Origin of the sequence: Staphylococcus sp. HMSC055A09 (genome assembly GCF_001809655.1) — a bacterium.
GTDB lineage: Bacteria > Bacillota > Bacilli > Staphylococcales > Staphylococcaceae > Staphylococcus > Staphylococcus capitis.
In genome coordinates this window covers 591,898-605,027 of record NZ_KV798369.1, presented here as the reverse complement: position 1 = coordinate 605,027, position 13,130 = coordinate 591,898, and the positions used below count along the sequence as shown (strand labels likewise).

Sequence of the window (13,130 nt, the reverse complement as noted above, 5' to 3'; positions counted from 1 at the left end):
GTAACACTAACTTTCACTTCGTGAAAGAAGTGTTACTTTACATATACATACCACCATTAACATGAATTGTTTGACCAGTGATATATTTAGCTTTATCTGAAGCTAAGAATGCAACTGTATTAGCAATATCAGTATCTTCACCAAAGCGTGCTAACGGAATTTGCTCTAACATTTGATCTTTAAGTTCATCACTTAAAGCATCAGTCATATCAGAAACAATAAAGCCTGGAGCCACTGCATTAACAGTAATACCACGTGAAGCTAACTCGCGAGCAGATGATTTAGTTAAACCAACCACTCCTGCTTTAGTTGCTACATAGTTTGCTTGGCCAGGATTACCCACTGCACCAACAACACTTGATAAATTAATAATCGCGCCTCCACGTTGACGTAACATTTGAGGCGTCACTTTTTGAATGCAATTAAATACACCTTTTAAATTTGTGTCAATCACATCGTCCCATTCTTGTTCTTTCATACGCATTAATAAATTGTCTCTAGTAATACCCGCGTTGTTTACTAATACATCAACAGAACCAAATTGACTTACAACTTCTTTAATCATAGCCTTCACTTCGTCGCCATTCGCCACATTAGCTTGAATAGCAAAGCTATCTACACCTTTAGCTTTGATTTCTTCAACAACAGCTTCTGCTTTATCTTTACTACCTGCATAATTGACAGCTACATTATAGCCCTCTTCAGCTAATTGTAATGCGATGCTACGTCCAATACCACGTGAAGCACCTGTAACTAAAGCACTTTTACTCATTTTCATTCCATCCTTTCACATCTTCAAGTGTTTGAATTGAAGTAATTTTAACGTCTCTATTAATTTTCTTAATTAATCCTGATAATACTTTACCTGGACCAATTTCAATAAAGTGATCTACACCTTGTTCAATCAACCACTCTGTTGATTTTATAAACTGTACAGGTGAATATAATTGTTTAACCATATTATGTTTAATCACTTCCGCGTCCGTTTCACCTTGTGCGTTAAAGTTTTGGACAACAGGGAATTTGGCATCATGCCATTCAAATTCATTAATGTAAGAAGCGAAATCTTCTTCAATCACGCTCATCATAGATGAATGGAATGGTCCTGAAACTGCTAGAGGAAGTACACGTTTAGCGCCTAAAGTTTTTCCTTCTTCAACCAATTTATCAATTAAAGTTTTATGACCTGAAACAACAATTTGTCCTGGTGAATTAATGTTGGCAGGTTCAATTATTTCTTCTTCATTAGATAAATCTTTACAAATTTTATCAACTTCTTCGTAGTCCAATCCAAGTACAGCAGCCATACTACCTACACCATTAGGAAATGCTTGAGCCATAAGTTGTCCACGTTTACGAACGATCTTAACTGCATCTTCAAATGAGAGTACACCACTTGCTACTAAACTTGAATATTCACCTAAACTATGTCCCATTGTGTAATCAGCATTTAAATTTTGTAACGCCTCTAACAGTGCCACACTATGAGTTAATAAAGCTGGCTGAGTATTCTCAGTTTCACCTAGTTTACCTTCTTCATCAGTAAACATTGTTTCTAATAAATCGAAATCAAGTGCTTCTTGTGCTTGATTTAAGATTTCAGTTGAACGTGTTTCTTCATTATATAAGTCACTTGCCATTCCAACTTTTTGAGCTCCTTGACCAGGAAAAATAATTGCCGTTTTACTCATTTTTACCACCTACCGTTTCTCTCATTGTTTGAACTATATTTTCTTCTCCAGCGATTTTAGCTTGTCTAATGGCTGAGTAAAATGCTTTAGCATTTGAACTACCATGTGCCTTTACAACAGTTCCATCTAAGCCTAAAAGTACTGAACCACCATATTCGGAGTAGTCCATTTTCTTAGAGAATGCGTCTAGGTCTTTCTTAAGAATAGCACCCGCAATTTTATTTTTAAAACTACCTAAAATAGTTTCTTTTAACATTTTACCAATTGATTTTGCTGTACCTTCTAGATTCTTTAATACCATATTTCCGGTATAACCATCGGTAACAACTACATCTGTATTACCATCCATTAACGTTTTAGCTTCAATGTTACCTTGGAAATTAAATGAATGATCCTTTTCAAATAATTCATAAGCTTTTTTAGTTAAAGAATTACCTTTAGCTGCTTCAGTGCCTATGTTTAAAAGTGACACTGAAGGATTCTTTATACCACGAATCTTTTGAGCATAGATATTACCTAATTGTGCGTATTGTAATAGATGTTCTGCCTTAGCATCCGCATTAGCTCCTACATCTAAAAAGACAAAGCCCTTTCCATCCATTGTTGGTAAAGTAACTACTAATGCAGGTCTTGAAACACCTTTTATACGACCAACAATAAATAATCCTGCTGACATTAATGCTCCAGTGTTTCCGGCCGAAACACATCCATGAGCCTCTCCAGATTTAACAGCTTCTGCCATCTTCACCATTGAGCTATCTTTCTTACGTTTAATTGCACGAACAGGTTCATCTTCCATTTCAATTTTTTCAGAACAATGTCTAAAATCAATACGATCATGATTTAAGTTGTATTGTTCTTTATCTCCAAAAAGAATTATCTCTAAATCTTTAAAATCTTCTACAGCCTTTTTAACTGCATCGAGTACGATACCTGGTGCATCATCTCCACCCATCATATCAACCGCAATTTTAACCATTGAATTCATCCTCACTTATATAAAACATTTTAAATTTCCCTTTAAAAACTAATTTATCTTTCACATATGAATTAACTTCTATAATATAGTGCTTACATGTTTTATCTATAACTTGAGCCTTTGCTCTTACCGTATCATTTAATTTCACTTTTTCGATAAATTCAACCTGACTTTCATGTGTCAGTACTGTTGGATTATGTATTAATGCCACGCACAAAGAATTAGCCTGGGCAAAGAGAATATGCCCTCTAGCAATTTGAGTTTTAGTAAAGACAGTATCTTCAGTAATTTCTATTAAAGACTGTGCTTCAATATCAGGCTCAACTTGTATTAAATCTCCAATAATTTCATTAGCTTCAATCGATCTAATTTGGCCATAATTTTGTTCTGCCACTAACTTAATTCTTTTACGTAACTCAGGAATATTTAAATGCGTACGGTCTAAGCGAATTGTTTGAATACTCACTCCAAACTTTTCGCAAAGTTCATTATCAGTAATAAAGGGGTTAGCATCAATTGCATTTTGAATAGCTATTCTGCGTTCGTCTTTCTTTAGTTTCAAACTTTCACCCCTCATTTTAGTACCAAGTCTTAAATATTCCTAACATATCATAACACTTTCTGATTCAATTCCTCAACAAATAACTGCAACGTGGCTTTTAATTCATTAAGAATATCTATCACCGATTTCTAGAAATAAATTATTAACTAAGGTTATACAACATCAGTGGTCCTCATAGTGCAATTTAGTTTTAATATATTTTCCTACTTTCAGACCGGTTGCATTTCTTTACGAAATGCTCTGTGTAGGGCAACGCCCCAGCTTGCACTGTCTGTTGACTTTCGCTCTCGAAAGTCTCTGTGCTGGGGCCCCCTAATCAAAACTGGTGTGTAGGAGGTTGTTTTGAATGAAGTTTCTAAGTTGTGTGTAGTGTTGTTGGAAGAATTGTCCTGATTGTATGAGTTCGGCTGCTTCGTCTCTTGCTACTTCTAACATGCGGTAGTCTTCTACTACGTTTGCCACGAGGAAGTCTGGTAGTCCACTTTGTTTGACTCCAAAGAAATCTCCTGGACCTCGCATTTCTAAATCTCGCTCACTTAGTTCAAATCCATCTGTAGTTTGAGTCATAATTGTCATACGCTCTATACCTGTCTCTGTCTTAGGAGAAGCAATAAGTACACAATAACTTTGATGTTCACTTCTTCCCACACGTCCACGTAATTGATGTAGCGTAGATAAACCAAAACGATCTGCATCATAAATCATCATAAATGTAGCATTAGGAACATTAACGCCGACTTCAACTACAGTAGTTGAAACAAGTATATCAATGTCTTTATCACTGAATCTTTGCATCACTTCATCTTTTTCATCAGAGGTTAGTTTACCATGTAATAATCCAACTTTTTCAGCGCCATAATATTCTTGTAACGATTCGTATAGCGCAACCACATTTTGAACATCTTCTAAGTGCTCTGAACTCTCTATCAATGGACAGATGACATATGCTTGTCTACCTTTACGTAATTCACTCGTCATTTGTGCTAAGACTTGCTCATACTGTTCATGTTTAGCCCAACTTGTGATGATAGGCTTTCTACCTTTAGGTAATTGCTTAATAGAAGAAACATCCATTTCTCCAAACACTGAAATCGCTAACGTTCGAGGTATTGGTGTTGCTGTCATAAATAAAACATTCGTCATAGCACCTTTTTCTCTCAACATTTGACGCTGGTTAACACCAAAACGATGTTGTTCATCTGTAATCACTAAACCAACATTTTCAAAAACTACATCATCTTGAATGAGTGCATGTGTCCCTATTAAACAATCAATTGAGCCATTCTCCAACTGCTCTAACAGAATGCGTCGTTTCTTACCCTTAACCGAGCCAGTTAAAAGTGCGACATTCATCGTATCTCCAAATAATTCAATTAAACTTTCAGCATGTTGCTCAGCCAATATCTCTGTCGGTACCATTAAAGCAGATTGGAAACCTGCTGTTTTCAATGCGTACATACAAATTGCCGCGACTACTGTTTTACCAGAACCTACATCTCCTTGAAGTAAACGATGCATTCGAATGGGTGCCTTTAAATCTCTAAATATTTCATTAACACTTGTTTTTTGTGCATCTGTGAGTTCGAAAGGCAAGCGATTGATAAATTGTTTAACTTTAGATATATCATAATCGATTTCAATCGCTTCATCTGATGACTTCTCTAAACGATTCAACCACTGCATGCGTAATTCAAACATAAAAAGTTCTGTAAAGGCATATGTGCGACGTGCTTTTAAAAGACTTTGTTTATCCTTAGGGTGATGTAAAGTGCGTAGTGTATATTCTAATGTTTCTAATTTATACTTTTCTCTTAAATCGTCTGATAACCACTCATGTATCGTGACATCCTCTAATGCCTGTCTAATGTTATCTCGAATTTGTTTCTGTTTAATACCTTCTTTAATACGATACACAGGCTCTAACTGAACATCATCTTGAGTTGTTTGTTCATTAAAGAACATACGATTCCCATTAATTTCTTGCTTAGCACGATTCCACTTGCCTTTGACAGTCACGGTACCGTGTAATTCAATTTTCTTTTTCAGATAAGGCTGATTGAAGAAGACACACTTAACCGCAATGTTGTTCACCATTATATGAACGGTTAATTTAGACTTATTTCTACCAAAAAAAGCTACCGCTGGTGTCGAATATACTTCTCCTTGTACAGTAACTGTCGATTGATCTTCAGCCTGGTTTAGGTCAATCACAGTATTATCTTCATAACGTGTAGGTAAATAGAGTACAAGATCTTCTACAGTTTTTATATTTAATTCTTCTAATATAGTTAATCGTTTCGGACCAATTCCTTTAATTTTGTCTAAAGTGTAAGGACTTTCGATTAAATGTACTTTTGTCATGATCCATCACCTAAAACTTTATAATGTTTTTCTCCAATAGTCATTGTATATTCTATCATGTTCATCCTAATTATTTGATTCACACGCGTTATTTATTTTGAAAATGAATCCTAAATATTATTCTTAGTCAGCATACAAAAAGCTACTAACATTTTTGAATATGTTAATAGCTTTCAAAAAATTTTCTTTTTAATTATCTAACTTCGCAAGCATAGTTATCTTTATCTCGATCAAGTTTAGCTTGATAAGCAGGATGTCCTTTTTTCACGCCGTGTGGATATTTCTTTCTTAAAGCAGTACAATTTTTAAAATATTCTTTCTTAGTGGTACTTTTAGCTTTGGATGGTGTCTTAGATTTTTTTGAATAATGATGTATACTTGTTGTTTTAGCTGATGTCGGTTTTACTACTTTATGAGTTTTTTTAGTTGAAGTTAGAGAAGTTTTTACACTATTGGACTCACTCCAAATATTTAGCTTTTCAGCTTTAGCTCGAGCTTCACTTGCTCTGATTAATTGTTCATACGTATTGTTTGGCGGATAAACATATTTTACTCTTGCAAGACCTTGTCTTACAACCGCATTGTTAACCATTTTCCCATCAGCATACACGTAAGCTAATAATCTTCCGTATTTGTCAGTTCTTTGACCTTTATCAAACGCTACTTCAATTTTTTTAGCTTTAGTCATCATGTTTGTAGTAAATGCACTTGCTTCTGGACCATATTTTTGAACTGGTTTTCTAGGATCTTTCGTTTCTGGTGTATCAATAAGTAATAATCTAAACGTTGAAACTTTACCTTTATAATTTAATTTCACTGTGTCGCCATCAATCACTTTAACTAAAGTTGCTTTCTCTTTATGTAATCCATTAGCTGCATGTGCCTGTTGTGCATTAATCGTTTGCCCTAATGTTGAAAATACAATAGCCAATATAGCTATTAGTGAGAAGACACGTTTGAATTTTAAACTAGATGTTTGTGACATATATTTTCGAACAAATATAAAACTTGAACAAAAAATAACTAGAATCGATAAGAGAATCATTGGTTCCATTTCACACCTCTTTTATTTGTAATATACATTTATTCTATAACATTTTTATTTAGAGTAGTGTATATTTTTTGTAAATAGTGTTTATATTATTAATTTTTGTCATAACTTTTTAAGTTAAATAGAACACTTAAAATAAAATAATATTGTGTATCGTTGCGCTTCATTATATTAGATTCTGTAAAACTCTCTTATCCATACCTATAATATTTAATTATTTATTTATAAAAAATACGACAATGATTGTTTCACATTCAATCATTGTCGTGCTAAAAATTATTTAAAGTTTATTCTCTTATTTTCTAATATCTTTAATATGAGAAATTTGCTTCATTCTAGTTTCAGCAAAATGTTGAGAGGCTTCAAGTGGTGTTTCATTGTGTTCACTTGAAATGTCGAAGATATGTTTTAAAATTTGATCTATATTTTCAATACTTTCTTTAGCTCTCTCTTCATTGTAGCCATTCAATTCATCTGCAGTATTAATAACTCCACCACTATTAACAATATAATCTGGTGCATAAAGAATACCTTTTTCTTCTAACATTTTACTGTGTTTATCTTCATCTTTTAATTGATTGTTAGCAGAACCACACACAGCTTTTACTTTTAATTGTGGAATTGTATCATCATTTAAGACGCCACCTAATGCGCAAGGTGCAAAGATATCAGCATCTACTGAGAATATATCATCAGGTTCTACAAATTCCGCACCGAAATCATCAACAGCTCGTTGTGCATTGTCTTTATTAATATCAGTGACAATTAATTTCACACCATCTTCATTTAATAAACGACATAACTCATATGATACATGTCCCACACCTTGAACTGCCACTGTCTTACCTTCAAGTTTGTCGCCATCAAATTTTTCTGCTACAGTGCGTTTCAATGCAATATAAATACCATAGGCAGTCATAGGACTTGGATTACCTGCTGAACCAAATGACTTACTAGTTCCACATACATATGGTGTTTCTTTATATATTAAATTCATTTCATGTTCAGAAGTACCAACATCTTCTGCAGTATAATAACGTCCATTTAATGTATTAACATAGCGACCTAATGCTCTATAGAACGCCTCTTCATTCTGTTTATCAGGTGCGCCCATAACTACAGTCTTTCCACCACCAAGATTTAATCCAGCAGCTGCATTTTTATATGTCATACCGCGTGCTAAGTTCATAGCATCTTCAATGGCCTCTTCTTCGGATTCATAATCATTTCTAACACGACATCCACCTAAAGCTGGTCCCAATGTAGTATCATGGATACAAATGATAGCCTTTAATCCTGTTACTTCATCTTGACAGAAGACAAGTTGTTCATAGTCTTTTTGCTCCATAGTTTCAAAAATCATTAAGAATACCCCTTTACTTAAATTTTTATCCACTATTCGCATACCCTGACTTATAGCTATTAATCTCAATATTAAACACGCACAATATTAGCTAAATTGGGAATTATATGAAAATTCTTATTATACTTTTTTAACTTAGTTTTCCAAAACAAAATTCAACATAAAAAAACAGTAATTCCTATCTCTTTAAAATAGAAATTACTGTTATATAAAAAGTATGAAATTGCTATTCAACTGCAAAGAAATACTGATAAATTGGTTGACCGCCTTCATGTTGTTCAACTTCTACATCTGGATAAGTTTCTTCAATCCATTCACTTAATTGTTCTGTGACTTCTTGATCAGATTCTTCCCCACTTATCATAGTTAAAATTTCACTATCGTCCGTAAGTAATTTGTCTAATAGACCTTTTACTGCTGTTAATTGATCAGCATCGCTTGTTACAATTTTGTCTTCTGCTAGACCCATAAATTCATCTTTTTTAATTTCAATACCATCGATTTTAGTATCACGTACTGCATAAGTCACTGAACCTGATTGAACTGCCTCAAGTGCTGTTTCCATATAATTCTTATTATCTTCAAGAGATGATTCTTCGTCATATTGGAATAAAGCAGTAATACCTTGAGGTATCGATTTAGTTGGAATCACTACAGTATCAACATCAACGATATTTGCTGCTTGTTCACTTGCCATTAAAATATTTTTGTTATTAGGTAAGATAATTGCACGTTTACATTGTGATTGCTCAATAACTTTGACAATGTCCTCTGTTGAAGGATTCATTGTCTGTCCTCCACTAATAATGTGTGTAGCACCCATAGATTTAAACAATTCAGAAATACCTTCACCCATAGAAATTGTAATCACAGCTGTTTCTACTGTATTAGGTTCATCTGCATTATCCTTTTGTTCTTGTCCGCTTTGTTCTTTGCGGATAACCTCTCTGTGTTGCTCTCTCATATTTTCAACTTTGAGTTTAATTAATTCGCCATACTGTTGACCATAATTAAATACATCGCCAGGATGTTCAGTGTGAACATGGACTTTTACAATTTCATCATCATTGATTACAAGTAATGAATCACCAAATTCACTCATATCATTTCTAAATTCTTGTTCTTCAAACGGTTTTTTATTTTTACCAAAACGAACCATCATTTCAGTACAATAACCATAGACAATATCTTCTGTATTGATAACACCGTGGAAATCATGATCATCATTGACAAGTGATTCGGTATCTAATTTAGGAGCTTGCGCTTCTACTTTTTCTCCTTTTAGGCCTTTAAGAAATCCTTCATAAACGCATAATAATCCCTTACCACCACTGTCAACGACTCCTACTTCTTTAAGCACTGGCAATAAATTAGGTGTATTGTCTAATGATTCCTTGGCAGCTTGTATAGTATGTTCCATAAGTTCAATACAATCTTCTGTATCTTGAGCTTTATCAACTGATGCAGCTGCTGCATCTTTAGCTACAGTTAAAATTGTTCCTTCAACTGGTTTCATTACAGCTCTATATGCAGTTTCTACTCCTGCTTGAAAACTCTCAGCTAATTGCTGTGCGTTGATTTCATCATTATTTTCAATGTTTTTACAAAAACCTCTAAATAATTGAGAAAGAATTACGCCCGAATTACCACGTGCCCCCATAAGTAATCCTTTAGAGAACGTCTTTCCTAATTCACCAATATTTTGAGATAAATTATTTTCTACTTCCTCACGACCAGAAGTAATTGTTAGATTCATGTTCGTCCCAGTATCTCCATCTGGTACAGGATATACATTTAATGAATCTACTAAATCTGCATTATTTGATAAATTTTGAGCCCCTTGTATAATCATATCGGCAAATAATTTACCATTTATTTTGCTAATCATTTCACGATGTCCTCCTAAACCTTTTTGCCTGTATCGTTTACACGTACACCTTGTACGAAAATATTAATAGATTTGACTTTTACATTAAGTGTTTTTTCAAGTGTATATTTAACTGTTGATTGAAGATTACTTGCTACTTCAGAAATTTTCACTCCGTAACTCACAATAATATACATATCTACATCTATCGTGCCATTTTCTTCTCTTACTTTAATGCCTTTAGCATAGTTATCATGTCCTAGAATTTCAGCAATACCGTCCCTTACTTGTTGTCTAGATGCCATACCAACTATGCCATAACTTTCAACGGCTTTACCACCTACTACAGATGCAATCACTTCATTTGAAATATCAATTTTGCCATAATCATTTGAAATTTCTAATGTCATTTTTGTTTCCTCCTGGAATTCTCATGGTTTATGTTAAAGGTGTTTAAGCTTTATCTTAATATTTTAAATTCTTTAATTCAAAATTTCTAAAAAATAGAGCAATTGTAAAAAATTAACAATTACTAATCGTTTCAATTTCGTTATCATTCTACCTAAATTATAATTTAATTGTATAATTTCAACTATTGCTTTACAGTATCATACTATATAACTCCACAGCTTACAATTATACCATAATAATGACAGATATAGCGTATTAGATTTTAATTAGCTTAAATATTTATTGCTCAATTACCCTTTATGTGTTATCTTAATAAAGTATGTAAGTAGTAATGTGTATTTATATTTATTAAAGGAGGTACTTTCATGGGTAAACAATGTTACGTAACAGGTCGTAAAGCTTCGACTGGTAATAATCGTTCACACGCTTTAAATGCGAACAAACGCAGATGGAACGCTAACCTTCAAAAAGTTAGAATTCTTGTAGACGGAAAACCAAAAAAAGTTTGGGTTTCTGCACGTGCTTTAAAATCTGGTAAAGTTACTAGAGTTTAATAAATATAATGCACAAAAAATGTCCTTATGTGGAGGAGCACATTTTTAGACCTTAGAGGCAATTTGCTTCTAAGGTCTTTTTTATTATTATAAAAATTTTAATCAGTACTTCTCATTTGTAAGACAGTGCCCTTTTCCACATTGACTTTTGCAACCTTTGTTGTAATTTCATTAGAAATAGTTAATGTTGACCCCAATTCTAAATATTCATTGCTCAAATTATATTTAAACCCTTCTAAAGACAAACTTACTTCATCATTTAATGGAATAAATGAAATGTATGGATAGGTGCTATCTTGTTTAACTTGATGTTCACCTTCGTTGAGTAATGTAATTTCATTTTGAACATCTATAACTCGAAGATGAATATGACGCTCTAAATATTCAGGCTTTTGTAAAATTTGAAGTACACCCATAAAATGGTCTAATCTCCCGCCAGTTGCTCCGTAAATAGTTATTGTAGAATATCCTTGTTGAACGGCTTTTTGCACGCCTAGAGCGAGATCAGTATCATCTTTTTCAGCTTTTACTGGATGAATATTTAATTGATCTTTTAATATATGACGTTCCTCTTCATTAACCGAGTCGAAATCTCCTACTGAAAATACAGGCTCTATACCATTTTCAACTAGTATCAATGCACCTCTATCAATACCGGCCCATTGTGATTGTTGTTCTAACTTAAATAATTGAGTGGGCAATAATCGATCCGAACATAACAAATTAATTTTCATAATAAATTAGCCTTTCAATGCATTAGTGACCTTTGCATAATCATTTTGTTTAAAAAAGTATGAACCTGTAACAAGCATTGTTGCTCCCTGCTCTACACAATATTTACTTGTTGAATCATTAATGCCACCATCAACTTCAATATCAAATGTAAGATTATTCTCATGTTTTATTTGGTTAAGTTGTTCGATTTTATTAATACATTGTTCAATAAATGATTGCCCATCAAATCCAGGATTAACTGTCATAACCAAAACATAATCTACAATACTTAACACAGGTAAAATGGACTCTACAGGTGTGCCTGGATTGATTACAACTCCAGCTTTCTTGTTAAGTAATTTAATTTCTTCAATTGCACGGTGTATATGAGGTGTAGCTTCAACATGCACTGAAATCATATCTGCGCCATGATCTGCAAATAATTGAATATAGTTTTCAGGCTGTTCGATCATCAAATGTACGTCAATTGGTAGGTTAGAATAACTGCGTATTGCATCTAAAAGTGGTATACCTATCGAAATATTAGGTACAAATTTCCCATCCATCACATCGAAGTGTAAGCCATCAACATTCGCTTTTTCTAAATGATCTAATTCCTCTTTTAAATTTAAAAAATCAACGGATAAAAGTGAAGGTAAAACCTTAACCATCAATATCGTACCTTTCTATTAGAGATTTCATTAAATAACTGTAAATAATGCTCATATCTAAATTGAGCAATTTTCCCCTCATCAACTAAATGTTTAACATTACATTTAGGTTCTTTGATATGATTACAATTTCTAAATTTACAATCTTGTCCCGCGTCCTTAATATCAACGAAGTAATTTTTAAGTTCATCCTTTTCAATATGATCAAAATCAAGCGCACTAAATCCTGGCGTATCAGCAATAAATCCATGATTTCTCTCATATAATTCAACATGTCTCGTCGTATGCTTACCTCTATTCAATGATTTAGAGATATCATTTGTTTCAAGGTTTAACTCTGGGCGATAATGATTAAGAAAAGTAGTTTTACCTACACCTGATTGTCCACTTAAAACAATTAAACCATGATTCCACTCATCTACAATAGAGACCCTATCATCATTTTTACTAATAAACTGTGTAGGATATCCTATATCTTGATATAGGTCTAGCATAGCTTGAATATATTCTTGATCATCCTGTGTCGTTAAATCTTTCTTAGTAATTAATATACGAGGTTCTAAATCATAAGAATGTGCTACGACTAAGAAACGATCAAGTAATTGAGTTGAAAATTGAGGCTCAACAGCACTCATTACAATAACAAGCTCATCAATGTTACTGACAGGTGGTCGTTTGAGTTCATTGTCTCTGTCATGAACATGATGAATATAGCCTTCTTGTTCATTTTGAACTTCAAAATCGACGATATCTCCTACTACTGGAGAAAATTTTTTCTTTCTAAACAATCCTCGTGGCTTAGTGTCAAATCGAACACCATCAACATCTACTTGGTAGACACCACTAATTAATTTGACGATACGTCCAGTCTTCAAATCGACACCTCTCTAGATTTTTTTCTATTCA

Annotated in this window: 13 protein-coding genes and 1 pseudogene; 1 reads left to right on the top strand and 13 read right to left on the bottom strand. The window is 33.4% G+C overall.

The features are described from left to right. Positions 1–37: 37 nt before the first annotated feature. From fabG to HMPREF2642_RS08435, 10 genes and pseudogenes are all read right to left on the bottom strand, one after another. Entirely contained in the window at positions 38–772 is a 735-nt protein-coding gene (fabG, locus tag HMPREF2642_RS08475) for a 3-oxoacyl-[acyl-carrier-protein] reductase (protein WP_002435264.1), read from the bottom strand. Next, the gene (gene fabD / locus HMPREF2642_RS08470) at positions 765–1,691 is read right to left on the bottom strand and encodes an ACP S-malonyltransferase (RefSeq protein ID WP_002435219.1); all 927 of its coding nucleotides are present in this window, start codon (positions 1,689–1,691) and stop codon (positions 765–767) included. The genes fabG and fabD overlap by 8 nt, the downstream gene beginning before the upstream one ends. Continuing rightward, on the bottom strand, positions 1,684–2,670 hold the full coding sequence (plsX, locus tag HMPREF2642_RS08465; RefSeq protein ID WP_002435190.1) for a phosphate acyltransferase PlsX: 987 nt from the start codon (positions 2,668–2,670) through the stop codon (positions 1,684–1,686). The genes fabD and plsX overlap by 8 nt, the downstream gene beginning before the upstream one ends. Beyond that, positions 2,663–3,232, bottom strand: coding sequence for a transcription factor FapR (gene fapR, locus HMPREF2642_RS08460; RefSeq protein WP_037582574.1), 570 nt, complete (start codon positions 3,230–3,232; stop codon positions 2,663–2,665). Before fapR ends, plsX begins: the two co-directional genes overlap by 8 nt. Before the next feature lie 312 nt (positions 3,233–3,544). Beyond that, positions 3,545–5,593, bottom strand: a complete 2,049-nt coding sequence (recG, locus tag HMPREF2642_RS08455) for an ATP-dependent DNA helicase RecG (RefSeq protein ID WP_030064973.1) — start codon at positions 5,591–5,593, stop codon at positions 3,545–3,547. 193 nt (positions 5,594–5,786) lie between these two features. Further along, entirely contained in the window at positions 5,787–5,969 is a 183-nt protein-coding gene (locus HMPREF2642_RS11875; protein ID WP_227959518.1) for an excalibur calcium-binding domain-containing protein, read from the bottom strand. A gap of 72 nt (positions 5,970–6,041) precedes the next feature. Continuing rightward, positions 6,042–6,647 (bottom strand): annotated as a pseudogene (locus tag HMPREF2642_RS11870) (thermonuclease family protein); the annotation flags it as partial. A 292-nt stretch (positions 6,648–6,939) separates the two neighbouring features. Further along, positions 6,940–8,007 carry a Leu/Phe/Val dehydrogenase gene (locus HMPREF2642_RS08445; protein ID WP_030065336.1) on the bottom strand — a complete coding sequence of 356 codons (1,068 nt, stop codon included), beginning with the start codon at positions 8,005–8,007 and terminating at the stop codon, positions 6,940–6,942. A 226-nt stretch (positions 8,008–8,233) separates the two neighbouring features. Then, on the bottom strand, positions 8,234–9,895 hold the full coding sequence (gene fakA, locus HMPREF2642_RS08440) for a fatty acid kinase catalytic subunit FakA (RefSeq protein ID WP_030065334.1): 1,662 nt from the start codon (positions 9,893–9,895) through the stop codon (positions 8,234–8,236). Positions 9,896–9,909: 14 nt separating this feature from the next. Next, entirely contained in the window at positions 9,910–10,284 is a 375-nt protein-coding gene (locus HMPREF2642_RS08435; RefSeq protein WP_030065332.1) for an Asp23/Gls24 family envelope stress response protein, read from the bottom strand. Between the two features lie 366 nt (positions 10,285–10,650). Here HMPREF2642_RS08435 and rpmB point away from each other — a divergent pair, with 366 nt between their 5' ends. Next, a complete protein-coding gene (gene rpmB / locus HMPREF2642_RS08430; RefSeq protein ID WP_002435210.1) occupies positions 10,651–10,839 on the top strand; it encodes a 50S ribosomal protein L28 in 189 nt (62 codons plus the stop codon). Between the two features lie 98 nt (positions 10,840–10,937). Here the strand turns inward: rpmB and HMPREF2642_RS08425 are convergent, their stop codons facing one another. Genes HMPREF2642_RS08425 through rsgA form a run of 3 tightly spaced genes read right to left on the bottom strand, consistent with a single transcriptional unit; the run spans position 10,938 to position 13,099 of the window. Continuing rightward, positions 10,938–11,573 carry a thiamine diphosphokinase gene (locus tag HMPREF2642_RS08425; protein ID WP_030065330.1) on the bottom strand — a complete coding sequence of 212 codons (636 nt, stop codon included), beginning with the start codon at positions 11,571–11,573 and terminating at the stop codon, positions 10,938–10,940. 6 nt (positions 11,574–11,579) lie between these two features. Beyond that, on the bottom strand, positions 11,580–12,224 hold the full coding sequence (gene rpe / locus HMPREF2642_RS08420; RefSeq protein WP_070597778.1) for a ribulose-phosphate 3-epimerase: 645 nt from the start codon (positions 12,222–12,224) through the stop codon (positions 11,580–11,582). Then, positions 12,224–13,099 (bottom strand): ribosome small subunit-dependent GTPase A, encoded by an 876-nt coding sequence (gene rsgA, locus HMPREF2642_RS08415; protein ID WP_030065326.1) that lies wholly within the window; start codon positions 13,097–13,099, stop codon positions 12,224–12,226. Before rsgA ends, rpe begins: the two co-directional genes overlap by 1 nt. Positions 13,100–13,130 lie beyond the last annotated feature (31 nt).